Below are 26,139 nucleotides of genomic sequence, written 5' to 3' on the forward strand. Positions count from 1 at the left end.
ATGGGAGGGAGTCTCAATGTCCAAGTCAACACTTAACGAAGCAGTTCTGTCGCAGCTTCTTGACCTGATGCGCAATGGTCAACTTCAGCGCTGTGTGGAGATGGGGGTGGAACCTGAGGTGCTGGGCCAGATCCAGCATCCCACAGTTCTCAGCTTGCTCCGCAACACACCGGTCAGTTGGGTCAACGTGTCTATCAACAGTTCGATGATCCTCAAGCTTCTGACCGGGGCTGCGCGCTCAGAAGAGGAAACACGTCTTATTGATCGAGCGATCCGCCTGGGGCCACTACCAGCTTGCTCAACAAGTTCTTCGGGCTCACACCTCAAGAGATCGCACTGCAGCGTACCGTTATTGGGGTTCGAGCCCCGCGCGGACGGTGGCCCGAGCTTTCCGAGGATCAAGACCATCATATTTGGCATCGCTGGACCAAGTTGATGGATGAAAACCAAGTGGAGCTCGAGGACAGCCTGGCCATGCTTGACGTTGCCATGCTGGTTGCTGAAGAGCTGAGCACAGATGGCTTAACACTTGCGCAGATCTGGTCTCGTATCACTCAGTGGATCGAACAAGGCCTGTATCCAGGCAGCAAGGAAAAGTCCCGAATATCTGAGCGTCGACAACTCACTCTGCTGGACGAGGGTGGCATACGCCGTGTCGAAGAAAGCTGCCCCGCCTCTGCCCACTTTGGAGAAGGCGAACATAGAAAATGAAGCTCTCCCGGTTCCCGATTTCCACGCTCCTAGATTCGGCCTCGGGGCAACTCGAGGCCCATGTACAGAAGAAGAGAGCTGAGGACACCGCCCCTACTGCAACACCTGCTACACCTTACTCCGGGATCATCTTCAGCGGTAATCCGCATGAAACGGTCCCGCGTAAGCTCCTGCTCGACAATCGGCTGACCCCCTTGGAACGCAATTGTTGGCAAGTTTTCCGACTACTTGTCAATGAGGATGGAATCACTGCCTTCCCCACCTATGACCAGCTACGGCCGTACCTGGGCATGATCCCAGGGAAACATGCTTCTAGAGAAACCGTGGCAAAGGCATTGACCGTGCTCCGTCTAACCCGGTGGTTAAGCTTGGGCAGGACAGTCCGCAATGAGATCAACGGACAGGTCCAGGGGAATGTCTATCTGCTCCACGACGAGCCTGTAACACCGGCGGAAGCGCTGGAGTTCGACAAGGACTACATGACCTTGCTGATGGATTCCATGGAGCATCAGAACAAAGCGATCAAGGACATCGCGGCCATCACCTGGCGCGAATTCACCAGCGATCCCGACGTGGGCCGACGACTCCCCTCACGCATTGACACGATTAGCGATCGGCTGAATGCCCAGACTTGGGCTGTAGAGACCAAGCAAAAAGCGCTGACCGCCCCTGAGTTCGGAATCCGAACTCAGCAAGATTTAGCCCCGGAAACACTGGGTTCGGATTCCGAACTCAGCGCGAACTCAGCGAAACAGGGTGACCTGCCCCTCAGTTCGGAATCCGAACCCAGCCTAAAACCACTGAGTACGCCCTCAGTTCGGAATCCGAACTCTGACAGTACGTATACAAATACAGACCAGTCTGTATCTAAAAGCTTTGTACAACCGCGCGAGAGTGCAGGTGTGAATTGGTTGCTTGCCCTGGATCTACTCAGGCCAGAGGACCGTGTGAAGGCACGAGAGATCATGGGGCCAGTACCGGAGCATGTCCGAGAGGCGGTGATCAACCAGTGGAAACATCGATGCACAACTGGGAGCGTGGCCAAGCCGCTTGCATACCTGACGTCCCTTGCTGGCAAGGCCATCCGGGGCGACTTCAATGCCGAGTGGACCCCTTCAGCGCCCGCTGCAACTCCGACGCCAACGCCTCCAGCGGCACGGACGGTTGCACGCCCTGCCCAGCCCCCCGCCCAGAAGCCGGCACCGACAGCGACCGCGATGCAGACGGCGAACTCCGCGCTGAGTTCGCTCCAAGCCCTGCTTGATCCACGTCGCCGCGCGGAGCCCACCGATGAGTGATTGGATAAGTTCTGAGATCGGACTGGGACTTGGCTCCATCCCGTTGGGCATGCTGGTGGGTCGCCTGTGTGCCTGGGTCGCCCGCTGGCTGCCGGCCCTCCTCGAGCACCAATGGCAGCGTGATGCCCGTGAGGTACTGCGATTGGATCCCGAGAAACCTTCCGACCTTCAAGCGGCCAGAGCCCCATCGCTCAGAACCTGGACCGCGCAGATCAGCTGCGCCGCCTTGTCCCTCGTGGTGACAATGCATTGTGGGCCAACTATGCAGGCCTTCTGTGCCCTGCTGTTCTCCTGGCTGCTTCTGACTTTGAGCTTGATCGACTTTGAGCACCAATTGCTGCCAGATGCGCTGGTAATGCCAGGACTATGGGCTGGCTTAGTCCTCAACTCCTTCGGATTGTTCATAGCACTGCAGGACGCACTTTGGGGATGTGTTGTTGGCTTTGGGAGCCTCTGGTCTGTCAGTCAAATAACCGGACTAATTACTGGACGAGAGAGCATCGGAAGAGGAGACATCAAGCTATTCGCCTTGATGGGCGCGTGGGGCGGCCTACAGCTTCTTGGTTGGACACTGGTTTGCTCTCTGCTAGGTGCGGCTCTCGCCTCCTTGTTTCTCATGCTCCTCGGAAAACTATCTACCGACACAAAAATTCCATTTGGGCCGTTCATCTCCGCCGCAGGCTGGAGCGGATTTCTTATTCTCATTCATTAATTAGCAACCCTGGGAACACCACTTGGATGAGTAGTGCAAGCGGCACTACCTGGCAGTGTTGCGGCCCGCAACACCCAACGACCTGGCCACCGGCGCAGACGGGATAGGTGAGTGGTGCTACTAGCACCACCTGCCAGTGTTGCGGCCCGCAACACCACCGACCTGGCCAGCGGCGTCGACGGGACAGGTGAGCGCTGCTACTGGCACCACCTGCCAGTGTTGCGGCCCGCAACACCCAACGACCTGGGCACCGGCACCGACGGGAAAGGTGAGCGCTGCTACTGGCACCACCTGCCAGTGTTGCGGCCCGCAACACCCAACGACCTGGCCACCGGCGCCGACGGGACAGGTGAGTGGTGCTACTAGCACCACCTGCCAGTGTTGCGGCCCGCAACACCCAACGACCTGGGCACCGGCACCGACGGGAAAGGTGAGCGCTGCTACTGGCACCACCTGCCAGTGTTGCGGCCCGCAACACCCAACGACCTGGCCACCGGCGCCGACGGGAAAGGTGAGTGGTGCTACTAGCACCACCTGCCAGTGTTGCGGCCCGCAACACCAGGACAGTGTGCACCGACTAGGACAAATCCAGCACCCCGGGTTCTTCATTTATTACTGCGCCACAAACGGCCCGACAGCAGCATGGACATCGTTCACCCACCTTATATAAGGAAACCATGTCCATGGCTGACAACTATCAGCTCAACATCGGCTCCCTCAGGAGCCAGGTCCAGCTGACTCTCCACACTCACCATGCCGCCCGAATCTGGCTGGGTCGCCAGAAGACCGACGACAAACACAGCATTCTTGGGCTGGCTGGCTTCTGCCTCAAGATCAACCAGATCGATCGCGCCGCCGCACAAGACGACCCGTACTCCGACTGGTGGATGATCAGGATCGAGGAGAAAATCCAGGAGGTAGATGATGCCCTCAAGGCCATCGACAGCCGCCTTGATGGAGTGATGGCCCAACTCCCCAAAGCACTCGAAATCGGCGAGAACCTCTCCATCCAGCCGCTGAAGCTGCCGCTCTTCATCTCCAACCCGCTGGGCTTCAAGGGCGTCCATCTGCTGACTCAGTACGACGAAGTCGTCCGTCGCATCCTGCTGGCTCAGCACGTCGCCATGATCGGTCGCCGCGATGGCGAGATCTGGATCGATGAAGGTGCTCACCTGCTTCGCAGTCTTTTTGGGCTGGCCCAGCTCCATCGCTTCTCCGGCGCATCGCGCGACGACTTCGCCGCCAACAATGCCCGAGCTGAAAACGCGCGCGAAATGTACAAGCGCCACGGCGATATCCCCCAGGACATCCTGGAAGGCACCCGCCGCTCGAACTTCGCCCCGCCCATCCGCCGTGGCTCCGCAGGCCCGGTCGAGGATGTGGATGACGAATTCGAAGGCGAGGCATGACGCTCATGCGATCGGACACCCGACCAACGGAGGCACTGCAACAGGGTGCCTTCAAACCGCTGCAACAGGGTGCCTATCAGGGACTGCAACAGAGTGCCTCACTAAAAGGCCTTTTAAAGCCCTTTAAAGGTAAGGGGGAGCTGGTCCAGTTGGCGGAGCAGTGCGCATCGCTGGAGGCGGGGCTGCGCACCCTTACCCAAGAAGTGCTGGCCCAGGTTCGCCAACATCCATTTGCTCTGCTGCCCGTTAGGCTCATCGAGCAAAACACAGCCGCTGGCACAACCTTTCTTCGCTGGCAAAGCGTGCAAGAGCGGCGCATGGGTGTCGGCGTATGGGCTCAGATGGTTCACGCCCCCAAAACACCAATCCACTTGCTGCAGGACCTGTTTGCCCTGGAGCAACACCGAATCACCCTGAACATGCAGATCAGCCTCATCCACTCCATCGGCAAACAGGCCGCCGAGTGCGCAGAAAAGATGGGGCAGGCCGAGGCCGAATATCAGGCTCGACTGCAGCAGGTCATGAAGGCCGACACGGCTCACCGACCGCAACCTTGAGGAGTGTACACAGCGCAATTTTGAGGAGTGTCGAGTGCACAGCGCAATTTTGCGGCGGTAGCCCGAAAGCACCAAGCCACCATAGACCTAGACGGAGCAATACCCATGACCACAAATCAACTGAACACCAACCAGGCCTCTACTGAGGTCAGCGTCGAAATCATCGATGGCAAGCCGACCACCACCAGCCTGGATGTGGCTAAGCATTTTCGTAAGCGCCATGACAATGTGATGCGAGATATCAAAGGACTAGATTGCTCCTCTGAATTTGCACTCCTCAATTTTGAGGAGTGTTCACGTATCGGCTCCAATAACAAACCCGAACCCTATTACCGCATGACCCGCGACGGCTTCGTGTTCCTCTGCATGGGCTTCACCGGCAAGGAGGCCGCACAGTGGAAAGAGGCCTACATCGGGGCCTTCAACAAAATGGAACAGGTGATCATCGATCAACCCGAGATCCTCAGCCACAAGCACCTGCTCAACTTTGCGTTGAAAACCCTCGAGCTCATGCGTGAGCGTGAGGTCAACCAATCACCTCGCCCGACTACCGAGCATGTGGTGTTGAACTACCTCAACATCGATTCGCTGGACCAAGCGACGCCAGAGCAGCTCGAGCAAGCCATCACCTTTGTTCAAGGACAGATGATCGGCGAAGGAACCGCAGCCAAATCTCTTCCAGGTGTCGCGGGTACCTCCATTGCCAAAGACCTTCTCTACGGCCTGCTGCGTTCGTCACACGATGCCGAACTGCTCTTCAACTCGCTGTACGACAAAGGCGTCGAGAAGCTGACCAGCGAGGTCTTCAAAGCCCATATGTCTGACAAGTTGGCCGAGACCTCGCAGCAAGCGCGGGATCTCCTCGGCTACATCACCCGCAATGCTCTCCGTACTCCCTACACCCCCAAGTCCACTCACTGAGGAAAAAATCATGGGTACACCAGTAGTTTGGGAAGGCAACGTCGGCAACGCTGCTGAGCACCGGTCGTTCCCCAACGGCAACAAAGATCCGCGGCACATGCTGCGACTCAACGTGATGTTCGACAACTCGATTCCTGACGGCCAGGGTGGCTACAAGGATCGTGGTGGCTTCTGGGCAAACGTCGAATGGTGGCACCAGGATGCCGAGCGGTTTGCGGCTCTATTCCAGAAGGGCATGCGCGTGGTGGTGATTGGCCGCGCGATCATGGACAGTTGGACGGACAAGCAGAGCGGCCAGGAAGTGTCCGCCCTCAAGGTCGAAGCCAGCAGGGTCGCGATTCTTCCTCATCGGATCGAACACGTGTCTCTGTCTGGTGGCGGTCAGCGCCCCACCAATCAACCGCAGGGTCAGGCGCGAGGTCAGACCAACGGCGGCCAGGCTCAAAACGCTCCTCAGCCGAGCCCCGAAGAAATGCGCCACTACGGCGAAGGCTTTGACGACGACATCCCCCTGTAGCCCCCTCTTAATTTGGCGCGCTACATCGTGAAGCTCCTGGTGACAAGGACGTCTCTTCGAGCTTCTCCTCCCTTCGATGCAGCTCAGCCAAGCATGAAGTCACCAGCCCAAGCACCGGCCTGGTGGGGGCCGGTAGGCCCAGTCTTGCACTGGGCTTCCAAATCCAGCGGTCAAATCTGATGGCTGTAGAACAAAGCAAACGACTCAATGCCATCATTGGGTTGTTTGAGTCCGGCGTTGGAGTAGTGGATAGCTCGGATGCCGACCCGCTGCGACTCGCCGAACTTCAAACCAGCCCCAATCCTGTCCTCAAAGTTGAAGGCTGATCCGAGGTCCTGATCACCGGCTGTGGAACCTGAAAACACAGCGACACCAACACCGGCCTCAATGAAGGGCTTGATATCTCCGCCGGCAAACTCATACACAAACACTGGTGAGAACGATAGGGAATGCCTCCCTCCAGCGGCATCACCAGACTCCCAGTAGGTGTAACCTACGTCCCAATACCCGGTGAGCCGACCGGTTTCACTTTGGAACCAACTCTTGTCCCAATCGAAACCAACCCCTGCTCGCGCGGTTAGGCCGCCCTGGCCTGTCGCGCCAATCGATCCTGAGAGCTCTGCAGCGTGGGAGGTACAGGCTATGAGCGAGAGTACAGCTGCAGCGAAGGTGGTCTTCATGATCACGGTTATCCATATTTCACTGAGTTATTTTGATAGCTCACTATCAGAATCATTGTGCTATCAAATCGTTCCGGGGTACGAGAAATTTTCTTGCACGGAAGTTCCAATAACTTGAGGATCGATCGGCCCCCCCTGAAAATCAGCTCGCCTCTTCGTAAAGTACCTGGGAGCAAGGACGACAATCCGGGCTGCATTTCCTCAGCCTGAACCTACTCCTCAGTCAGCGTGCCAGAACTTATTAGGCGTTTTTAAAGCGCCTTCCGTGGAGTCAACGGTGGCAAGGACCGTATTACTTCGCTACCTCACTCCTCGGCGCCACTCCCCTGCCGGACCAGTTTCCGGAGAGGAATCCACCCATTGATCCGCCCGTACCACCAACAGCAGAAAGAACGACAAGTCACAGCGCTAGGGGCGCTGCAAGCAGCGCTTGCCCAGGTCAAGGCCTGGTAGGAAATCGTCGCTTTGGCAATTTTCCATTTCCTGAAGGCATCTCCGCCCTACAGCTGCTAACTTGTAGCTAACTCAGCTACTGAGCCCGTAAAAATCGCCTGGTCGTGAGATTGCCGGTATCAAGGTCGTTTGAGGCGTGACTTGCTCGGCAGGAACAGGGGCGCTGGTGAGGAGCATTCGATGCAGAACGAAGTTGCCCAGGAGCGAAAAGCTGATAGACGCCAGTTCAATAACCCCCACCCTACGGTGGAGGCCGCAGGGGTAGAGGCCGCCGAAAAAGGGCTTCCCGTGTATGCCTGCCCGTACAAGCACCCCGCCATGTTGGCCTCCTGGCTGAAAGGGTACAGGCGCGCCCAGCAGCTCACCCTTAATTTTTGACCCCTGCTCCATAACCGTGGCCCTCCCGAATTCCCTCCCTGCCAGTTGACCATTTCGCGTTGTGGCCTCCCCGCTGGGCGGCAAGAGTGCCCCTGATTTAACTGTTCAGGGGCACCTTATGAAACTCATGATCATCGAGGCACCGGGCAAGCTGAAGAAGCTTGGGCCCATGATGAAGAAAATCCGCCCTGGCGAGCACTGGGTGGTGGTGGCTTCTGGCGGCCACATCCGTGACCTCCCCCAGTCTGGCCAGGACGACACGATGATCACAACCGGCGTGTTGAAGACCCTCCGTCCGGTCTACGAGATCCTGCCCAAGAGTGCCCGCAACGTCAGCACCATGCGTAAAGCGCTCAAGGACGCCACGGAGGTGTACATCGCCACCGACCCGGACCGGGAGGGGGAAAGTATCGCGTGGCACATCCAGCAGACATTGGGCATCCGCGAGTACAAGCGAGTCACGTTCAACGAGATTACCCAAGCCAGGGTGCGTGAGGGCCTGGCCAACGCCCGAAGAATCAACGGGCAGCTCGTTGCCTCACAAGAGTGCCGCCGGGTGCTGGACCGCCTGGTGGGCTATCTGGTCACGCAGGAGCTTCGCCGAGTCCTGGGCCAACCTACCTCCGCTGGTCGAGTCCAGTCGCCTGCCCTCTACCTGGTGGTGCTGCGCGAGCGCGAGATCAGGAACTTCAAGGTGGTCCACCACTTCGGGGTAGAGTTGACCTTCAAGGACGGCACCACCGGTATGGACTGGACCGCTGTATGGCAGCCGATCCCCGACTTCGCCAGTAAGGAGACCCCCTACATTCAGGACGGCACGCTCGCGGCAAGGGTTGCCGCGACACGAGCGGTAATTGTCGAGTCGTGTGAAGACGGCAAGAAGCGGCGCCCGCCACCGCCACCTTTCATTTCATCCACCCTGCAGCAGGCAGCCAGCGTAGCGCTGAAGTGGGACCCGGATAAGACCATGCAGGTCGCGCAGCGCCTGTACGAGCAGGGCGTGATCACCTATCACCGGACGGATAACCCCAACTTGGCCGATGAGGCCATGCCGGATATCCAGGCTGTGGCTCGCAGACAAGGCCTCGACGTGGTGGGCGAGCGCCGGACGTTCAAGGCTGCGGATAGCGCCCAGGAAGGCCACCCCGCGATTGCGCCAACGGCGTGGGAGGATGAAGTCGCAGGCGAGTCAGCTGAAGAACAAGCGCTGTACAAGCTCATCCGGATCAGGGCGCTGGCCAGCCAGCTCGCAGACGCCATCTACGACGTGCGCACCGCGAAACTGCTGGCCAGGGGGCCGGATCAGCGGCCTCTGCGCTTCGCCGCGACTGGCAGCACAGTAGCCTATCTGGGCTGGATGAAGCTTCTGCAGCAGGACGACACGGATGAGGAGTCGACCGACATTCCCAAGAACCCGGTACCGGTACTCGAACCCAAGCAGATCCTCAGCGTCATCCAGGGCGAGGTGCTGAACCAGAAGACGAAGGCGCCGCCACGCTTCACCAAGGCCAGCCTGATCAAAGAGCTCGAGCGGCTGGGGATCGGACGACCCAGCACGTTCTCATCGATCGTCAAGAACATCACCGGCAAGGGCCTGGTGGTCGAGGAGAAACGCAAGTTGGTCCCTGGCCCCTTGGGGGTGAGCACCATCGACCAGTTGGAGGGCCGCTTCAGCTTCGTCAAGCTGGCGTTCACCAGCACGCTGGAAAAGGATCTAGACCGAATTGCCCGGGGAGAGGAACAGTACGGCTCAGTGGTCGCTAAGTTCTATCAGCACCTGCAGACGGAGCTCGCAGCCCTCCGCCAGGCGCCCACAGTGGCGGTGCAAACGCGATCGCCTCAAGCCCCTTCGGGCTCCGAGGGCGGACATTCCTGTGGCAAGTGCGGGATGCCGTTGGCGCGCCGGCAGAAGCGCGGTGAAGGCGGGTATGACTTCTGGGGGTGCACCGGGTACAAGGTGAACAACTGCCGTGTGAGCTACCCCTCAGTGAAAGGCAAACCGGATATGTCCAAGCCCAGGGGGATGTAACCGAAATGCTTCGAGGGCGGTAATCCATTTCTCCTATAGCCGTTCTCCTCCTGCTGACATTCTGCTCGCTCTCACGGGTGCGGGCAGGCGCACCTTGAATGATGACGTGTTGCCTACTCTTTCCCCGGAGGTGCTTGTGGCTCGTTCCCAAAAAGTCCTTGATCGTCTGAAAGCCGAGCAAGCGGACAATCCGAAGATCCCACATTATGAATCCCGGCCAGGCGAGTCCTGCTGGCCGTTACAACCTGACGACATCAAGACCGCCGGGTACTGGAAGCAGGAACGCAGACGTGTGCTGAAGGACGCAGAACCAGCTGCCTATGTAATCAGTGGCCAGGGTGGATCGCTTCACGGCTCAGTGCTCTTAACTCGCTGGGTGCCTGCTTACCATCTCGACCAAACGGTGCCAATGAAGTCCAAGAGCGCGGACAATTGAAGCGGCCACGCCTCCTCAATAGCCAGCCAGTGCTGCTCGAAGCCGCCGTGTTTGACGGCTACGACATGGGCATCCTCATGCCCTACATCGAAGGCGCTAACAAGGTCATGTTTGCGCGTAGCGGTTTCTTCATCCGCCGCGGCGACCACCCGCTCTGCCGATATTGGCGCGTGCCCAAGGCCAAGCTCATCGACGAGCTTGACCTGGTGTACCACCAGCTAGTCGAGCTGGCCGGTGACAAGGTCACGGAATCATGGCAGGCGTTCCGCCAGAAGATCGAGACCGCGTTGAGTGCTCCCCGCCGCGACGCTTTCACCTGGGGGATGCTGCTGCGCATCGCGCCGCTAGCCGACGGCGGTGTGCTGCTGTCCGGAGATTATCATCCTGGAGTCGTTGCAGTGGCCCGCCGGATGCGGGGAGTGTTCCTGGGAAAATCCAGCTCGTGGCGAGTCAACGCCACCGCCGAGATCCTGCGCAGCAACCTGGTCCTGGAGCTCGGTCTTGTAGAGGACCAGTTCGAGATCCTGGACGTTGTACAGGAGCTCCTGGGTGATGGCTCTGTTACTCCAGCAGCAGACATCCCGCGCATCAGCCTGGGCGGTACTCCTCAGGAACCCTCGACAGCCACCAGCGGTGAGGAGAGCTCCAACGACATCTACCTCGCTGCCGTCTCGCCGATCGAACGCACCGAGTTCTCAGATGCCACGATCGCCCAGGCCCTGGTCGGCTATTCCCTGCTCGATCACCAGCCTGCTGGCATCGCTCACCTGCTCCAGCGCACCAGCGCACTGCTGGCTGACGATATGGGCCTCGGCAAGACACGCCAGGCCGTCATCGCGGCGCATATCAGTGCAGCCGGTCGCCCGATCCTGGTGGTGACCCTTTCCTCGTTGCTGATCAACTGGCAGCGTGAAATCCTGGCGGTCTACCCCGACGCGACAGTCGCTGTGCAGAAACACGACCCGCTGGTCCAATGGATGCTGATCAACTACGAGCGTCTCGGCGACTACGTGCTGCTGGCTGAGCATTACCACGTTCTAGTGGTCGACGAGGCGCACCAGTTGAAGGAGCCGACTGCCGAGCGTACACGCCATGGCTTCGACATCGCAGCCAAGGTGCCGAATCGCTATCTGCTGACAGGCACGCCTGTCCTCAATCGCGAGACGGAGCTGCACACCCTGCTACGTCTATCGGGGCACCCGGTCGGCCAGTTGCCCCTCAGCGATTTCTGCGAACGCTTCGCCGGCAGCCCAGAGTTCCGGCAAAACCTCCGGGCAGAACTGGGCGACTGGATGCTTCGCCGGCGCAAAGACGTTCTGCCCGGGCTCAAGGGTAAGCACCGGCAGTTGCTGCCCGTGGCGATGGGGGTGGAGGAGCGGAAGAAGTACGACAGCATTCGCTTCGAGGACAGGCCCATCTTTGCCAGGCTCGGCGCGCTTCGCCATTACCTGGAACAGGTGAAGGTCAGAGTCGCTATGGACCTGCTGGGCGAGCTGGACCCCGAAGACAAGGTCATCCTGTTCTGCGAGTTCAAACCCACCGTCGCCCGCCTCAAGGAGCTGTGCGATGCAGCCGGTATCGGGAACATCACCCTGGTCGGCAGTGACTCACTCACCAAGCGCCAGAAGGCGATCGACAAGTTCCAGGGCGACCCCGACTGCAGGGCTTTCATCTGCACCACCCAAGCCGCCGGTACAGGCAACAACCTCACGGCGGCCAACTATGTCTTCTTCCTGGGCCTGCCCTGGACACCCGGACAACAGGATCAGGCCGAGGACCGGGCGTACCGGAATGGTCAGCTCAGGACGGTGATCGTGAAGATCCCCTCGTGGAGAACAGCATCGATCAGCAACTCTGGCAGATGCTCTTAGCGAAGCGCCAAGTCAGCTTGGAGCTCATTGAGCCGGAAGAGCAGCAGGACGCCTTGGCCAAAGCTATGCTCGCCGCGACCATCAGCCAGTAGATCCGCGTGGGAGGTCGACCAGCAAGCGTGCGATCTCCCAGGCCCATCCAAACTCAACGTAGATTGGTGAACCATATTTGTCGCCGGTCTTCCGACAGACCCAGCATTCGCCATCAAAACGCACTCCCCTGATGATCTCGGTAACGTCATAAACATCATCAGGTACGAGCACCCCTTCCCCGCCCAGAATGCCTTGGGCGATCGAATGGTTACCGCCGTTGACCCAAGCTATGTTCAACGGCTGCATCAGGGTCACGCTATGGTTTGGATCCTGCACGAACGCGCCGAGTTCTCGCCCCTCGCCGATCATGCCGAGGCTGTTGAGTATGCTGCTTTCCGACCACAAAGTTGGGATTACCATGTCACTGGCCAACCGGATGCTTGAGCTCTGATCAACTGGCCGGCGGCAATTCTTCAGCAGAAATGCGGCCCAAGTGCCGTTATCGGCGTAACCATCCCACAGCCCACCAAGTGAGCTCATCCAGTGCAGCGACTGAGGGCCCGCATGCCGAGGTCGAAGCAGTGCGTCTCGTAAGTGAACGGCCTGAACGGGCCTGAGCACAATTTTTATGAGGTCTTCCAGGCCGCGCCGATTGTGCTCAGCGCTGAGGCTGTTCGCCCAGTCCATCAGGTGTTCGAAAGCGGCGATCCGACTGTCGAGCATTATCACCTCCGTTGATCATTTCCATTTCTAGGTCAGGCCAACCTCGGCACCCTAAGCGGCAACCTGCTTGCGTTCCATCAAGCGCGCCGGAAATTCTAACTCTGTGTGATATTGATTTCCTGCTGCATGAGAATTTGCTGGCTGTCACCGTGCCCTCAATGACTACAGGGGGCCTCATGATCAGGCATTTGACCACTCTCTCGCTCGTCGCACTCGTTGCGGGTTGTGCGATTCAGAAGGCTGAGCAGCCGTCGAAGCCGGCGTTCGATAGCAGCCGCAATCCCGAATGGCTGTCTCCGGACATCTACCCGAACGGGGCGACCCCGGAAAAAGAGCCGGTCGTTCGGTATGGCCGCTACACCTTGGTGAGCACACAACCCGACGCAAGCCAGCGCGACCTGATGGCACAGATCATCGACGTGACCATCCCGTCCAGCATGAACCCGAGTGTTCGGGACGCCATGCTCTACGTGGTCGACCGGTCAGGCTATGTCCTCTGCCCACCCAGCTCCCAGCACGTCGACATCCTGTACACCCGTCCTCTGCCGGCGGCTCAGTACAAGCTCGGCCCGATGACGCTGCGGAACACCCTGCAGGTCCTCGCGGGCCCGGCCTGGCAGGTTAAAGTCGATGAAGTGAACCGCCAGGTGTGCTTCGTGCTTCGCCCTGGATACCAGTTGCCAACCCCATCGGCGCCGACGGGCCAGCTCTACGCCGATAAAGTGCGGGCACCTTCCACCAGTTCCGCCACGCCGGCCACGGCGTCAGGCGTTGTAGTCGCCGCTGTAACTGCTCCTACCCCAATCACCGCTACTCCCCCGCTGTCGCAGTCCCAGCGCCAGTGGGCCCCGCGCTCCCCCAGTGGCACCTGCCAAGGATGGCTCTATCCCAGCTGCGACTTTAACCGCCGTGGCAAAACCTTCAACAACTGCGCCCATAGCACCAACAGCGCCCAACCACCTCGCAGATGCCAAGTCGGCGTCGGCCGTAACCACTCCCGCAATAGCGGCCCCGGCCATCGAGGTCAAGCCCGCCCCGCCACCCCGGCCGCTGCCTCAGGTATGGACGGCCGAAGTTGGCTCAACACTGCGCGACAGCGTTGAGGAATGGGCCAAGAAAGCCAGGTGGCGAGTTATCTGGGCCCAGGAAGACCTCAACTATCCGATCGAGGCACCGCTGCACTTCGAGGGCTCGTTCCAGGAGGCCATCAAGCAGTTATTCCCGCTCTACGACAATGCGCCGCGATCTTTCGTAGTTGACGGAAGCGAAGGCTCCCAGAGCGTGTTGTACGTCGCAGAGAGGAAAAAGAAATGATCAAGTCACCTCGGGCGCACTGGGCACTTGCCCCTGTTGCAGTGGCGCTCTTAAGCAGTTGCGCAGTCCAACGAGTCAATGAGTCCTTTGACCGTGCTGAACAGCAAGGGCATACCACGGGGCAATACGCAAAATTCCTGCAGAACCAGCAACCGGAGCAAAACCGGGAGACCGTCGTCTTCAGCCATAAACCCTGGGTTTCCACTCAGCCCCTGGAGATGAAACGCGGCCTACCTTTCGCCTTAGACCGCGACATTGCCTATCGACCGGCTTTCGCAGTCAGCATCACAGAACTGGCCCAGTACATCACGAAGCAAACCGGACTCCCGGTTGTGGTCGCCCCGGATGCTGTCAACCCGTCGATCTTGTCCACAAATACATCAACTGGCTCAGTCACGAACGCCCCTGCTCCATTGCCAGTCAACAACCCAGACAGCTTGGCCGGATTAATGCCTGCCGGTGTGACAGGAAGTGTTCCTTCCGGATCTCGAGGCGTTGACTCCTTGCTCACCGGTGCAGGGCTCATTAATGAAATCAAATACTCCGGTCCAGTATCCGGGCTCTTGAATCAGGCTACGTCCCGACTCGGTCTTTCCTGGCACTACGACCCTCAGATCAAAGGAGTGAGAATCACCTATTTCGACACCAAGGTGTTTGACGTTTGGGCCTTCGGCGACGACCAGGTGATCGAAAGCACGGTCAGATCCGGATTGGTGACTTCGACAGGTGGTGGCTCGAGTGGCGGGACCTCATCCGGCTCTGGGGCTACAGGGGAATCTGGAAGCAATCAAAGCACCACCGTGCTGATCAAAACATCGTTGCTCAGCGACATCGAGAACAACGTCAAGGCGATGCTAAGCACTCAGCCCCAAGGCAGGCTGTTCATGGCCCGTTCAACGGGCACCCTGACGGTAAGCGATCGCCCAGAGGTTTTGCAGCGAATCACGACCTATCTGCAGAGCACCAACCGCAGCATCACGCGGCAAGTGCTTTTCAACGTCAAGATCTTTGAGGTCAACCTGGTCGACCGCGACCAGACGGCCGTGGACTGGGCAGCAGTCTACAAATCGGTTTCGGGAAAATGGGGTTTTTCACTGACGAACCAGGTAACCGGCATCGCGTCAGACGCCGTGTCTGGATCAGTTAGCATCCTTGATACCTCCAGTTCTCCCTGGGCCGGATCCAACGCAGTTATGCAGGCGCTCTCCGAACAGGGGCGAATTTCGGGCGTCCGATCGCCATCCATAACGACCCTTAATCTCCAACCAGCGCCTGTACAGATTGGCAACGTCCAGAGCTATATCGCCTCGAGCACAACCAGTACCACTGCTTCGGTGGGCTCAAGCACCTCGCTGACGCCGGCGACTATCACCAGCGGCTTCAACATGACGTTGATTCCTAAGGTCCTGGACAAAGAAAACATGCTGCTCTGGGTCAACCTGGCCATGAGCAGCAAGCCGGAGTTTCAAACCTTTACCAGCAACGACTCCAGCGTTCAGACAGCAAACTACGACACCAAGAATACTGCCCCCAAGGTTCTCCTTCGAAGCGGGCAAACACTGGTCCTCACGGGTTTCGAGGAGACCAATGAGAACGCGACCAAGCGAGGAGTTGGCAGCGCCAGTTTCTTTGGATTGGGTGGTGGAAGCATCCGCAGCAGCCAGCAAACGGCCCTGGTCGTTCTGATCACGCCAGTCGTCATGTCTGACAACCTTAGCGGCAGCATCCACAACCGCTTAGCGCCTTTCATTTCTGTCGCATCCCTCCTTGCCACTCCCCAGTCGAAGCGGAGCTGCGCTACACAGCCCCGCGGCTGTGTCGGGCTTTGAGGTGAACCGATGAACACAGAAGCGCCAACCACTCGTGCCTCTCGAGTACAAACCCTCCAGTACAAAGGGAGAACTTTTGTAACCGGCCTTCGCTGGCACCCGCTCGGCAGCATCACAGGTCACATGAAAGAGGCACGGCAGTTCGGCAAAGAACACCAACTGGATATCGTCACGATCAGACGCACGCCACGAATCATTCAAGCAGGTTTTGTTTCTCGATCGGATGGGGTCACCAAGGGTATGTACTCCCTAGCGTCCACTCTGGCTGGTCAGCTTGGTGAGTCTTGGATTGCAGCATGGAAGGTCTCCCAGGATGAAGACAGCTACGCCGTCGTGGCCGTCCATAAAGGGGGCATCATCCCTGGCTGCGACCTCATCAGTACTGCAGCCGAGGTACGTAAACGAGTAGCGCAACAACGAAGCCGCGGAATCGAATTTGAGCAGTGGTATCTCCCGCCCGAGTTTGAAATGGGTGGACAGCCGCTTGATATTGAAGAGTTCCTTGTCCCTTCCCGGCTCAAACGGGAATATCGACTGCGCCCGTTGGTGTTCGGCCTGTCCCGCGCGGAGTTGGTCCAACTGGCGTTGCTGGCGATGTTGGTCGCCGGCGGGGTAATCGGATACACCCAGTGGAAGTCCTACGTAGAGTCCGAGGAGCTCAAGAAGCGCATCGCTGCAGAACAAGTACGGCTGGATGCGCTGGCACGAATGGAGGCGGAAAGCGGTAGCGCGCAACCTGTCCAAGCACTCGAGCATCCCTGGGCGAATCAGCCATCTGTCCTGAGCTTTCTGGAGGGTTGCAGCTCAATCATCTATCACCTCCCACTGAGAATTCACGGGTGGTACTTCAGTGATGTTCAGTGCAATGGCAAGCAAGTCGTCGCGACCTACAAACGCTCTGGAAACAGCACCTCAGCCGAGTTGCTGACTGCCATCGGTGAAAGGTTTTCAACTCGACCGGCATTCTTTGAGCAAGGCAATGCGACTGCCTTGAGGTATGACATTTCGCTTCCAGTTGCTGGAGACGAGCCACTGCAGGACTCGCCCCAGGTTCTCTCCGAACTGAGCTCCTGGCTGCATGGTTTTTCCCAGGATCCAACTCTCAACGAAGTTCCTGTAGTCGTACCTCAGGAACCGGCACTCCCTGGCCAGCCTGCCCCTCCGCCGCCTCCACCTCCTCAGTGGAAACACTTCGAGATCAGGTACACAACCGGCGTTCCCCCGTACGACTCGATTGGCTCGGCTCCGATCAGCGTTCTGAGACTTCGGGAAATTAAGGCCGAACTTCAAACCACCCACCTCATGTGGACTGTGACAGGTGACCTGTATGCAAAATAACTCCCTGGGACTGGCGTTGCTTTGCCTGTTCGCTGCTGAGGCGGTCGCCTCCCCTGCGGATTTGTCAGGAATCGACGTTGGCGAACTCGGCAGGATCCAAAGCCAGACCATTCTGCTCAAGGCACGGGCTGAGCTTGAAAAAGCCGAACGTGAAGTAAACGACGTTGGTAACGCGGCGCAAGCACCGCAAACAACTCATGGTGCCTTCCCATCTGGAGCTGCATCGCAGGCACCCGACGGTGGAAGGCAGCAACTCCAGCATCCGGATATTCCGGTGGTCAAAGCGATCACTGGATCATCAATCAAGCTGCAGGCAACTCTGCTCTTTAGTGGTGGAGTTGAGGTTGAGGCCGGACTTGGTCGTGAGCTCCCTGGCGGGTTCCGAGTACAACAGATCACGCTCGACGGTGTAACGCTCGAGCGGAAAGGCCAGCGTTATCCCTTGGGGTTCTCTAACCAGGTCCCGGTACCAGCGAGCCCCCAATTGCCTGCAATGAGCCAGCCAGCAGCACCGCTGCCGGGCGTAACGCAGACTTACCCCTGAGGGCGGGCAATGAACACCACCATCGCCGAGCCCGGCTCCAAAAGTGTTGAGCTGCCTCCTGGAACGAATCTAGGCGTCTATTCTGCGTCGGGGAAGGTCTTAACAGGTCCTGGTGGACGCTTCGAACTCAAGCCAGAGCTGAGGCTGTTCTGTGCTCTAACCGATGACGGAACGCTTCACCTTTCGGCGCAACACTTGAGCGACCCATACATTATGGCGTTCATGGACCGACTGGAACATGAGGCGTTCGAATTTACGGTATCCGCTTGTTCAATGACGGATATCAAAGCCATCTACCAGAATTCCACTCAGGTAAAGAACAGAACAGCCTCAGCCGGTACCGACCGCCAGGCGCAAGTGCTACACATTTTGGATGACGCACATCAAAGCGGAGCGAGTGACGTCCATCTTGTGGTAGGACACGAAATCACAAAAATCTTCTACCGGATCCACGGCTTACTTTGGGAGGCTCGCCAGGAAAAAAGCCAAGTTGGATTAGAATTATGTTCCGCACTCTACAACAGCATGTGCGATGTAACAAAAGATCACTACCAACCGCAAATACCACAAGATGCACGCGTTGCTCGCAGCTTTGTACAAGAGTTGGGATTGTTTGGTGCGCGAGTTGCTACACGCCCCTTGGTTGATGGTCCATTGATGGTCATGCGTCTTTTGTATGACGATAAAACGAAGGCGACTTTAGAGTCTTTGGGGTGGTTACCAAGCCAGCTGGCCCAGCTTGCAAGGCTGAGAAGTCTTCCCTACGGAGTAAACTTATTTACTGGACCAACCGGGTCAGGCAAATCGAAATCACTGCAACAAAACCTGGACAAGCTTTACGAGGAAACACAGGGCACAAAGCACATCTTAAGTTTAGAAGACCCGCCTGAATATCCATTGAAAGCCAACCAGTCGCCATTGGGCCCTAACGAAACTTGGGCGGATGGCATTAAAAACACAGTGCGACTAGACCCCGACGTCCTTTTATTTGGTGAGATGCGAGACTCCGAATCTGCTGTGGCAACCTACCAGGGCGGACTGACCGGGCATTTGGCTTGGTCAAGTTTACATTCGAATAACGCACCAGCGTCACTGCAGCGTCTAATTGACATGGGCGTGCCAAGCTACCTAGTGACAGATCCTGCTTTAACTACTGGCCTCATAAACCAGTCGCTACTACCTGTTCTTTGCCCAAGCTGCCGAATCCCATTAAGAGAGAACTTAGGCATATTGGAAAAAGGTCTTCTCGATCGCCTTAAAAACTTGATCTTGTAGACCAAGTCAATCTGCGCGGGGAAGGTTGTGCGTGCTGCAGAAAAATGGGGGTCATTGATCGCACAGGTGTAGGCGAAATCATACTACCTGATTTGTCTTTCATGCGAACCTTTGAAAAAAGCGGAACTGGAGCAGCTCGGAGATATTGGGTGAACGAGATGGGTGGGATCACCAAGATCGCCCATTCCATCACTAAAATTGCAAGCGGCATTGTAGACCCTCGGCTTGCAGAGAGAATAGTCGGCCCTCTGGACTTTGATCGACAACTAGTTGAGCTATCAAATGTTTGACATCTTTAGGGATTTCACTTCAGGCGTAAAGGAAGCTAGCCATGCTTGGGTAGAGTCTTTCTACGCTATGCAATTTGGCAAAAAAGAGCGCATACAGTTTTATGAAAGTCTTATGGGAGTTTTGGAAGACGGCATTCCTATAGATGTAGCGTTGGAAACCGTTGAAAAAGCATTCAGCAATGACGGCAAAGAACTGCATCCGGTTTCAATCATCTGTGGCGAAATCACAATGTCAGTTCGCTCAGGGAAATCTCTTGCACAGTCATGCAGGTCTCGCGTTCCTCCTGATGAAGCTTCTCTCATTGAAACCGGCGAGGAAACAGGAAATCTGGTGCAGTCTTTTCGAGACTGCGTGAGGATTATTGAGATCCGTCAACGAATCGCAAGGCTGGTTCGTTCAGTTGTATCTCTGCCCTCGTTAACCTGGAGTCTGATGTGGGCCCTACTGTATGTGATCGCACTGTGGATGGTTCCTTCAATGTCGCGCCGTTCTGATCCAGATAATTGGACCGGAATACCCGCGCTCCTGTATCACATGTCGAACTTTGTAAGCAGCTATGGCGTATTCCTACTTTTATCTCTCGTTGCAGCAACAACACTTTCACTTTCCACCTTATCCATATTCTGCGGATTAAAAGTTCGCCCTGACAGCCCAATCTGGAAAATCAAAGCCAGCAACTTCCTACAACGCGCTCGCTTATTAGTCGAGCCTGCCCCTCCGTGGTCTATTTACAAAGCCCTCCATGGCTCCATATTCCTACTAAACATGTCAGTCATGCTAAGAACAGGAATAAACCAACTTGACGCCCTGGCCATTCTAGAAAGAAGCGCCTCACCCTGGATGCAGGAGCGCTTAGCGGCGATTCACTACGGTGTTAGTTCAGGGAAGAACTTCGGTGAAGCATTGAAGCTCGCTGGACACCAGTTTCCAGACACCATGGCCATTCACTACCTCGGAGTACTCGCTACCAGGAAAGGGTTCGCTGAGTCGATGGAACGCTTCGCCAACCGCTGGCTTGAGCAAACACTACTTCGAGTCGAGGCCACCTCCAATTTCATCATTGCAATGTCATCAGTATTCATGGGCGTGCTCATGATCTTGGTCGTGATAGGGATTTTCCAGATGGCAGGCGGCGCTATGGAATCAGCAACACTTTAATTCAACCAACTGAGATACAACAAGGAAATAACATATGAAAAATTTCAACGTAAAGAAACAAGACGGCTTTCTCTCAATCGACGGTGTTTTCTGGCTCATGTTGATAGCCATAGCTTTAGGTTTCATTCTATGGATGGGCTGGAAAATGGTAGGAAACTCCGACGTGGCGATCGAACAGAGTAATGTCAGCTCTCTGATTGCCAACACCAAGAAACTGAAGGGATCTACCGGCTATGGCGCCTCAGGCCAGAACCTGGTTCCTTCGCTAATCAACATTGAAGGCACTGGATCTATGGGGATTTCCGGAACCAGTCTTGTGAACCAATGGAACGGTTCTGTAACCGTAGTCAGCAATGGCATGACCTTCACCATTACCGAAGCCAACGTTCCTAAAAGTGGCTGTATCACCCTTGCAACAAAAGTCGCTAAGGACAAGCAGACCTCGACTGTGATCAACGGCGGAACAGCAACCACCGGGGAGATTCTGGCCAGCTCCGCCTCGACGAGTTGCTCAAATGATGCGAACACAATCGCCTGGACTACTTACTAACTGAAGGGGTCTGACGTGAGTGAAATCTCCGAAGCCACATTCGTCGACCTCTACCTCGGCGACGGTTTCGCAGACGTGAAGGGGCTGCTCGGGCAGCCCACTCGTGTTTCCGTGCCTCTTAATTGGCACGAGGATGTTGAGGAGCTTCGAGCTCTTTGCCAGGCACACTTTGACACAACTGACGAACCGGAATTTTCCCTTATTTTCCATGGATTGGTGTATCGAGTAACACAACTACTTGACCTTAATGCTAAACCGCTATTTGTCTTGAACAGATCAGCAGTAAAAATTATACCTATTGATGATATCGGTCTTCCTGAAAACATTCTCACAGATATGTTTAGACCGACACTTCGCGGACTGGTATATGTCTGTGGCGAAATGGGTACCGGAAAAACATCCACTGCTGCATCGATGCTGGTAGCGAGACTAAGCCGTCTCGGCGGTGTAGCCTTGACTGTCGAAGACCCACCTGAGCCACTCTTACATGGAGAGCACGGACTGGGAAGATGCATTCAAATACCAGTCTCAAGGAAAAAAGGGGATATGAAGAAGCGCTTATAAGAGCACTGAGAACTCGCGCAGACATCCTTTTAGTTGGAGAGGTGCGTGATACTCCAACCGCAGCTCAGGTCGTCCAAGCAAGTATCAATGGAAACTTCATATTTTGCACCGGTCATGGAGGGTCCGCCCTTCATGGTATTGAGCGCCTGGCATCGCTAGCTGAGCCAAAAATTCCCAATGCGTTGCACATTTTGTCTCAAGGCTTGATAGCGGTGATCCATCAGACACTCCTGCCAGATCCAACCGGCTTTAAAAGGTTAAAACTGCAATGCCTTTCACTTACTGGTGACGATGCGCCAGGCATTCGAGAAAAACTGCGCCATTGGGAACACTTACAGAAGATCGAACAGGACATAGCCAATCAGTCCACCAGGAGTCTCTGGAATGATCAATAAACGCGACCAACTGGGTATGCTAAGCATTGACGGCGTATTCGTACTCATTCTTGTCAGTATCTTGCTCACACTGGGCACCTACTGGACGAGCAAACAGATGGCCGCTCAGGATCATCGAATCGCAGCAGATAAGCAGCGGATAGTTGCGGAAGCTGTCAGCAAATATTTAAAAGACAACTTTTCCGCTGTACTTGCCAGCGCCAGCCCAACTTCTCCTGCTGAAATCACAGTCGCAATGCTCAGAAACACCAATTACCTGCCTAATGGTTTCTCTGACACTAATGGATTTGGTCAAGCTATTGTTGGACTAGCGCGAAAACCAAATCCTGACCAGCTTGAGGTTATTGTCCTAACCACTGGGGCCAGCCTATCTCTGAGATTGGAGTAAGAGAGGTAGCTGAAAGTCTAGGTGGACCTGGCGGATTTATTTCGTCGTCGAATCCGAGCGTAGTTCAAGGTGTACGAGGTGGGTGGCAGGTTGCGTTGAGTAACTATGGCGTTAATCCAGGTCCCGGCCATACAGCAAGCGCTTTATTTCTAATGGATGGCGAGCTAGCGAACGACTACCTGTACCGTAACGCCGTGCCCGGTCAGCCTCAGCTGAATAAAATGAATACGGCCCTCAACATGGGAGATAATGACATTAACAGCGTTGGGGCAATCACCGCCAACGGAGCTATCACTACTAGCCAGAGTGTTAATGCGACTGACGTGGTCGCGACCGGAACTATTACTGGCGGTCAAGCCAATATAACTGGAGAAACTTACACTACTGGCTGGTTTAGGACTCGAGGCGACACTGGATGGTTCAGTGAAAAATGGGGCGGAGGCATCTATCAAACCGACCCTGACTGGGTAAAAGTCTATAACGACAAAGGCTTCAAAACTGGCGGAGCTGTTGATGCCGGATCAATAGTATCTAACACCACCATTACAGCAACAGGCCGCCTCGCCACTAGCGAATTTATTTCTATTGGAGGAATCGCAACCGAAGGAACTCCTTGTAGCGATAGTAAGCTGCTTGCAAAAACCTCAACTGGCGGAGCCCTCACATGTCAATCCGGAATGTGGACCAGCATCGCTACTGACATAGCCTACTACGAGTTCGACATGGCGGGTGTCGGTTACCGCTACCGAGGTATTGGCAAAGTAATAGATGGTAAATTCTGGGGAGACGCATGGTGCACTGCCAACGTCTACTGTGGCACAACTGGATATAACTACTGCGGCTCGAACACCGCGTGCGTTAACGCCAGCGGGCAATATGCAAACAATACCGGAAAAGTCGGTCTGGCAAGCATGCCGGTGTACAACTTAAGCAAAATGCCAGGCTGGTGAGTGCTTGAATAATCAATGAGCTAGCCCCTGACAAGCCACTGACATCAGAAGCTACACGTTGCTTTGAAGCCAGGCACTACGTGCAGCTTTCGCTCAGAAACCCTTAGAGATACGTCATGTCGTTACAATGGATAGTGCTAACATTTTTGCTCCTTGCCGTGGGTGTGATTGATCATTACAAGGATCAGTCAGCTCACGACGCAGACTCTGCCACTATTGATGCAGTTTGCAGAGGCCTGCTTGTGTACCGTTCCGCAGCTGCTGAATTTGCAAAGGACAACCCATCCTTCACTGGTTATCCGGATGAGGATGACCTCAATCTGCCAGGCTGGTACTCGAAACCAACCGGTGTGGCAGCATTTATCGCTGCCGGTCAAAGCTTCACCTATTACACGGGACATGCAGCAGCGGGATTGCCAGCGGAGCTCGTTAGAGCCACCAGGTCAGTATCGGTTGGCGTAAACCGCTCAGGGATCCTGGTATCACCGTCAACAGGCCAAACGGGCATCAGCATACCCGCCTCAGTTCCTGAAGGTGCGGTGGTAGCCGTCAACTAAAGATTAACCAGCCAGAAACCTCAGCTGCTTGCATATGCGCCTGTGCGACAACATAATGACATCACTCAGATGTTCAACCCCGCTGGCTACTGACGGTCATCAGTAGCGCCCAGGTGTTGCGGTTCGCCTCAACACCAAACCGTAAGCACGCTATAGCTCCGGGAAGGGCGTGCGGATCTGGTTGAAGCTCTCCCTGTGTCTCCCTGCTCTCTCTAGTCGCGCAGCCGTCTAACTCGTGATGATCGAGTTCACAGGCACATAGGGTTTCAAGAGGTTCGGTGCTTCTTTGATCCAAGGGCCACATTGGTAATGTGGCCCCTCCTCTTTTACTCCCTTTGGGTAGCCTGATGGACTTGTAGAAGGTCCATCAGGCTACCCAATGGGTACTCTCTCCTATGCCGGTGGCCCGCCGGCGATAAGCCGGGCTCCTTTTGTGCGCGGATGCGTGCCTCATGTTTGCTGGCCAAAGCCACGAGAATGGCCAGGTGATAAGAATCGAGACGATCAATGCCCAGGGATCGACGATTCCGACACAGGTGGCTCCTTCAACGTTTTTCCAATTCACGGCTGGATCACCTTCGAGGTCTGATCCAGCCGGCCTTCTCCTTCCCGCGCTTCCCTTCCATCCCCCTCCCGCTTGACATAACCCCTCCCCGCTCCGATTATTAAGCCGTGATCTGCTGACGTCGTCAGCAACATGCCCAATGCAGCTCGGATCCGTAATGCTGCAGCACGCCTATCGTGTGATCCTCCCGAAGGTCGTTTCAGCTTCTGGTAGCACGACCGGTCGACTTTTCGTCGATAGAAGCTCCTTCCGCAAACCCAGTGGGGAATCACTTCCCTGCCGGGCAAAGTGTTCCCCTGCATTTTTCCAGCAGGAGACACCCATGACCCTACTTTCTGAATTCGAACTTCACGAAGACGCGCCTGTTTACCAAGGCACGGCCTCACCTGAAGCCATTGAAATCACTGTCGGCAAGCTATACAGCGAAGTAGTACATCGCTACTCCACCTATGAGGCAGTAGTTCGCTCGCATTTCTGCCAAAGGATGCGAGAAGCTTACGGCGACGACGAAAACCTCGATCCTGAAGTTCAGTATGCGTTCGCTTTCGCCAGACACACCTACGACTACGTCTCTGAAGAAGAGTTGCTCGAGATTGAAGCCGAAGATAGTAACAACGGTATTTGCTCCCACGGCCTCAATTGGTTGACCTGCCCTTGTGGCTGCTTTGAAGTCGATTAAAGCGTCCCTCGATTTACCCAGTGTTCCACACGCCGCAAAAACCCAACGGGGAAACCACTCCCCTTGGGGTCAGGGTTTCTCCGCATCCCAAACCGCAGGAGAACCATCATGACCGCAATATCTGCACCATCGACCAGCTTTCGTTTTGGCTACGCGCTCGGCACCCTCACCCGAGAGTTCATGCGCTCTATGAAGCGGGCAACGCCAGCTGTCCAAACCCAGGCCCAGCCTGCTATTCATCTCGCGAACATCAAGCCCACCCGCAACGACTGGGATGAGCTCTGCCGCATACCTACCCTCGCCCGCCGCGGCGTTGATCTGAACCGGTGGTTCGATGCCAATACCAAAGCGGTACCCCCGTCCAAGCGCCGCGCCCGCCAGCGCAAGCCAAGCAAACCCAAAGCACCAGATCTACGTATGGGCTCGCTGGACGATCTCATAGCTCCAGTTGCGATCTAATCCCCTTCAACCTCACCTTGCCAGGTACCCCACCTGGCAAGGTGAGGGCCTGGCGATCAAAGGAACGCCATGGCATCAAAAAAACGCGCAGCTGTAGCAGACGACCTACGTAAGATCGGGACCACTGCCGTCGCGGCCGCCCTCGTAGGTATCTTCCTCAGCACTAGCCGTCTCCTGACCGCTTTCGCCCTCGTGGTAGGTGTTGTAATCTGGATTACAGGCATCTACCTCACCCCGGAGGAATGACATGAGCCAAACCACATTCGGCATCCTCATGTTCACCGCTCTGCTGTTCATCTGTGCTGGTATGGCAGTATGGGCTGACTGGCCCAACATCAAACGCCGGTGCCAGAAGATTCTCAAAGCACATTGATCATCGACCTTCTCAACTAAACCCTCCGCCTGGAGGGTTTTTTCTTTTAAGGCTTGACAATGGGTTTCTTCATTTACATTCTTGTGATCGTGAGCTGCTGACGTTGTCAGTAACCCAAGCCCGAGCAGTCATGATCTGGAAGACTGCTACACCCACTGCGGTGTTGATCTCCCCAAAATCGC

At 56.3% G+C, this 26,139-nt stretch carries 21 protein-coding genes and 5 pseudogenes; 24 read left to right on the forward strand and 2 right to left on the reverse strand.

Features of this window, described 5'->3' with window-relative positions:
- The first annotated feature begins 67 nt into the window (after positions 1-67).
- The 8 genes and pseudogenes from CSV86_RS18110 (at position 68) to CSV86_RS18145 (ending at position 6,125) form a co-directional block, all read left to right on the forward strand.
- Positions 68-711: pseudogene (locus CSV86_RS18110) on the forward strand (DUF2857 domain-containing protein).
- Complete coding sequence (locus CSV86_RS18115) at positions 708-2,009, forward strand: STY4528 family pathogenicity island replication protein (protein ID WP_009399687.1); 1,302 nt, start codon at positions 708-710, stop codon at positions 2,007-2,009. The pseudogene CSV86_RS18110 and the gene CSV86_RS18115 overlap by 4 nt, the downstream one beginning before the upstream one ends.
- Entirely contained in the window at positions 2,002-2,721 is a 720-nt protein-coding gene (locus CSV86_RS18120) for a prepilin peptidase (protein ID WP_009399689.1), read from the forward strand. The genes CSV86_RS18115 and CSV86_RS18120 overlap by 8 nt, the downstream gene beginning before the upstream one ends.
- 111 nt (positions 2,722-2,832) lie before the next feature.
- Complete coding sequence (locus CSV86_RS18125) at positions 2,833-3,087, forward strand: hypothetical protein (protein WP_170394927.1); 255 nt, start codon at positions 2,833-2,835, stop codon at positions 3,085-3,087.
- Positions 3,088-3,404: 317 nt separating this feature from the next.
- Positions 3,405-4,130 carry a PFL_4669 family integrating conjugative element protein gene (locus CSV86_RS18130; protein WP_009399156.1) on the forward strand — a complete coding sequence of 242 codons (726 nt, stop codon included), beginning with the start codon at positions 3,405-3,407 and terminating at the stop codon, positions 4,128-4,130.
- Positions 4,127-4,687, forward strand: a complete 561-nt coding sequence (locus tag CSV86_RS18135) for a DUF3158 family protein (protein WP_009399155.1) — start codon at positions 4,127-4,129, stop codon at positions 4,685-4,687. The genes CSV86_RS18130 and CSV86_RS18135 overlap by 4 nt, the downstream gene beginning before the upstream one ends.
- 105 nt (positions 4,688-4,792) lie before the next feature.
- Positions 4,793-5,608, forward strand: a complete 816-nt coding sequence (locus CSV86_RS18140) for a Rha family transcriptional regulator (protein ID WP_009399154.1) — start codon at positions 4,793-4,795, stop codon at positions 5,606-5,608.
- Positions 5,609-5,618: 10 nt separating this feature from the next.
- Positions 5,619-6,125: a single-stranded DNA-binding protein gene (locus tag CSV86_RS18145; protein WP_009399153.1), complete on the forward strand. Its 507-nt coding sequence runs from the start codon at positions 5,619-5,621 to the stop codon at positions 6,123-6,125.
- Positions 6,126-6,295: 170 nt separating this feature from the next.
- Here CSV86_RS18145 and CSV86_RS18150 read toward each other — a convergent pair whose 3' ends face one another.
- Entirely contained in the window at positions 6,296-6,805 is a 510-nt protein-coding gene (locus tag CSV86_RS18150) for an acyloxyacyl hydrolase (RefSeq protein WP_009399152.1), read from the reverse strand.
- A 633-nt stretch (positions 6,806-7,438) separates the two neighbouring features.
- Here CSV86_RS18150 and CSV86_RS18155 point away from each other — a divergent pair.
- The 4 genes and pseudogenes from CSV86_RS18155 (at position 7,439) to CSV86_RS18170 (ending at position 12,064) form a co-directional block, all read left to right on the forward strand.
- A complete protein-coding gene (locus tag CSV86_RS18155; RefSeq protein WP_009399151.1) occupies positions 7,439-7,636 on the forward strand; it encodes a CrpP family ICE-associated protein in 198 nt (65 codons plus the stop codon).
- Positions 7,637-7,754: 118 nt separating this feature from the next.
- Positions 7,755-9,665: a DNA topoisomerase gene (locus CSV86_RS18160; protein WP_009399149.1), complete on the forward strand. Its 1,911-nt coding sequence runs from the start codon at positions 7,755-7,757 to the stop codon at positions 9,663-9,665.
- 94 nt (positions 9,666-9,759) lie between these two features.
- On the forward strand, positions 9,760-10,101 hold the full coding sequence (locus CSV86_RS18165; RefSeq protein WP_240160529.1) for a hypothetical protein: 342 nt from the start codon (positions 9,760-9,762) through the stop codon (positions 10,099-10,101).
- A pseudogene (locus tag CSV86_RS18170) lies at positions 10,098-12,064 on the forward strand (DEAD/DEAH box helicase). Before CSV86_RS18165 ends, CSV86_RS18170 begins: the two are co-directional and overlap by 4 nt.
- On the opposite strand, the gene CSV86_RS18175 reads toward CSV86_RS18170, so the two are convergent.
- Positions 12,054-12,728 carry a DUF6710 family protein gene (locus CSV86_RS18175; protein ID WP_009399145.1) on the reverse strand — a complete coding sequence of 225 codons (675 nt, stop codon included), beginning with the start codon at positions 12,726-12,728 and terminating at the stop codon, positions 12,054-12,056. The pseudogene CSV86_RS18170 and the gene CSV86_RS18175 overlap by 11 nt on opposite strands.
- A 176-nt stretch (positions 12,729-12,904) precedes the next feature.
- On the opposite strand from CSV86_RS18175, the pseudogene pilL2 reads away from it, so the two are divergent.
- The 12 genes and pseudogenes from pilL2 (at position 12,905) to CSV86_RS18235 (ending at position 25,584) form a co-directional block, all read left to right on the forward strand.
- Positions 12,905-14,042, forward strand: a pseudogene (gene pilL2 / locus CSV86_RS18180) (PFGI-1 class ICE element type IV pilus protein PilL2).
- Positions 14,039-15,871 carry a PilN family type IVB pilus formation outer membrane protein gene (gene pilN / locus CSV86_RS18185; protein WP_009399141.1) on the forward strand — a complete coding sequence of 611 codons (1,833 nt, stop codon included), beginning with the start codon at positions 14,039-14,041 and terminating at the stop codon, positions 15,869-15,871. Before pilL2 ends, pilN begins: the two are co-directional and overlap by 4 nt.
- 9 nt (positions 15,872-15,880) lie before the next feature.
- Entirely contained in the window at positions 15,881-17,209 is a 1,329-nt protein-coding gene (gene pilO2, locus CSV86_RS18190) for a type 4b pilus protein PilO2 (protein WP_080604757.1), read from the forward strand.
- On the forward strand, positions 17,199-17,753 hold the full coding sequence (gene pilP / locus CSV86_RS18195; RefSeq protein WP_080604756.1) for a type IV pilus biogenesis protein PilP: 555 nt from the start codon (positions 17,199-17,201) through the stop codon (positions 17,751-17,753). Before pilO2 ends, pilP begins: the two co-directional genes overlap by 11 nt.
- Before the next feature lie 9 nt (positions 17,754-17,762).
- Complete coding sequence (locus CSV86_RS18200; protein WP_240160531.1) at positions 17,763-19,028, forward strand: GspE/PulE family protein; 1,266 nt, start codon at positions 17,763-17,765, stop codon at positions 19,026-19,028.
- Positions 19,029-19,310: 282 nt separating this feature from the next.
- On the forward strand, positions 19,311-20,477 hold the full coding sequence (locus tag CSV86_RS18205; protein ID WP_037060148.1) for a type II secretion system F family protein: 1,167 nt from the start codon (positions 19,311-19,313) through the stop codon (positions 20,475-20,477).
- A gap of 34 nt (positions 20,478-20,511) precedes the next feature.
- Entirely contained in the window at positions 20,512-21,027 is a 516-nt protein-coding gene (locus CSV86_RS18210) for a type 4 pilus major pilin (protein ID WP_009399124.1), read from the forward strand.
- Positions 21,028-21,042: 15 nt separating this feature from the next.
- Positions 21,043-21,986 (forward strand): annotated as a pseudogene (locus CSV86_RS18215) (ATPase, T2SS/T4P/T4SS family).
- Positions 21,987-22,083: 97 nt separating this feature from the next.
- Positions 22,084-23,324: pseudogene (pilV, locus tag CSV86_RS18220) on the forward strand (shufflon system plasmid conjugative transfer pilus tip adhesin PilV).
- 116 nt (positions 23,325-23,440) lie between these two features.
- Entirely contained in the window at positions 23,441-23,881 is a 441-nt protein-coding gene (gene pilM / locus CSV86_RS18225) for a type IV pilus biogenesis protein PilM (protein ID WP_009399118.1), read from the forward strand.
- Between the two features lie 887 nt (positions 23,882-24,768).
- Positions 24,769-25,125 carry a hypothetical protein gene (locus CSV86_RS18230; protein ID WP_009399117.1) on the forward strand — a complete coding sequence of 119 codons (357 nt, stop codon included), beginning with the start codon at positions 24,769-24,771 and terminating at the stop codon, positions 25,123-25,125.
- A gap of 108 nt (positions 25,126-25,233) precedes the next feature.
- Positions 25,234-25,584 (forward strand): hypothetical protein, encoded by a 351-nt coding sequence (locus tag CSV86_RS18235; protein WP_009399115.1) that lies wholly within the window; start codon positions 25,234-25,236, stop codon positions 25,582-25,584.
- Positions 25,585-26,139 lie beyond the last annotated feature (555 nt).

The organism is Pseudomonas bharatica CSV86, assembly GCF_000319305.2.
In the GTDB taxonomy this organism is placed as follows: domain Bacteria; phylum Pseudomonadota; class Gammaproteobacteria; order Pseudomonadales; family Pseudomonadaceae; genus Aquipseudomonas; species Aquipseudomonas bharatica.

Coding starts and splice junctions, on each gene's coding strand:
- CSV86_RS18115 (WP_009399687.1), top strand. CDS start 708: ATGAAGCTCTCCCGGTTCCCGATTTCCACGCTCCTAGATTCGGCCTCG.
- CSV86_RS18120 (WP_009399689.1), top strand. CDS start 2,002: ATGAGTGATTGGATAAGTTCTGAGATCGGACTGGGACTTGGCTCCATC.
- CSV86_RS18130 (WP_009399156.1), top strand. CDS start 3,405: ATGGCTGACAACTATCAGCTCAACATCGGCTCCCTCAGGAGCCAGGTC.
- CSV86_RS18135 (WP_009399155.1), top strand. CDS start 4,127: ATGACGCTCATGCGATCGGACACCCGACCAACGGAGGCACTGCAACAG.
- CSV86_RS18140 (WP_009399154.1), top strand. CDS start 4,793: ATGACCACAAATCAACTGAACACCAACCAGGCCTCTACTGAGGTCAGC.
- CSV86_RS18145 (WP_009399153.1), top strand. CDS start 5,619: ATGGGTACACCAGTAGTTTGGGAAGGCAACGTCGGCAACGCTGCTGAG.
- CSV86_RS18150 (WP_009399152.1), bottom strand. CDS start 6,805: ATGAAGACCACCTTCGCTGCAGCTGTACTCTCGCTCATAGCCTGTACC.
- CSV86_RS18155 (WP_009399151.1), top strand. CDS start 7,439: ATGCAGAACGAAGTTGCCCAGGAGCGAAAAGCTGATAGACGCCAGTTC.
- CSV86_RS18160 (WP_009399149.1), top strand. CDS start 7,755: ATGAAACTCATGATCATCGAGGCACCGGGCAAGCTGAAGAAGCTTGGG.
- CSV86_RS18175 (WP_009399145.1), bottom strand. CDS start 12,728: ATGCTCGACAGTCGGATCGCCGCTTTCGAACACCTGATGGACTGGGCG.
- pilN (WP_009399141.1), top strand. CDS start 14,039: ATGATCAAGTCACCTCGGGCGCACTGGGCACTTGCCCCTGTTGCAGTG.
- pilO2 (WP_080604757.1), top strand. CDS start 15,881: ATGAACACAGAAGCGCCAACCACTCGTGCCTCTCGAGTACAAACCCTC.
- pilP (WP_080604756.1), top strand. CDS start 17,199: ATGCAAAATAACTCCCTGGGACTGGCGTTGCTTTGCCTGTTCGCTGCT.
- CSV86_RS18200 (WP_240160531.1), top strand. CDS start 17,763: ATGAACACCACCATCGCCGAGCCCGGCTCCAAAAGTGTTGAGCTGCCT.
- CSV86_RS18205 (WP_037060148.1), top strand. CDS start 19,311: ATGTTTGACATCTTTAGGGATTTCACTTCAGGCGTAAAGGAAGCTAGC.
- CSV86_RS18210 (WP_009399124.1), top strand. CDS start 20,512: ATGAAAAATTTCAACGTAAAGAAACAAGACGGCTTTCTCTCAATCGAC.
- pilM (WP_009399118.1), top strand. CDS start 23,441: ATGTCGTTACAATGGATAGTGCTAACATTTTTGCTCCTTGCCGTGGGT.
- CSV86_RS18230 (WP_009399117.1), top strand. CDS start 24,769: ATGACCCTACTTTCTGAATTCGAACTTCACGAAGACGCGCCTGTTTAC.
- CSV86_RS18235 (WP_009399115.1), top strand. CDS start 25,234: ATGACCGCAATATCTGCACCATCGACCAGCTTTCGTTTTGGCTACGCG.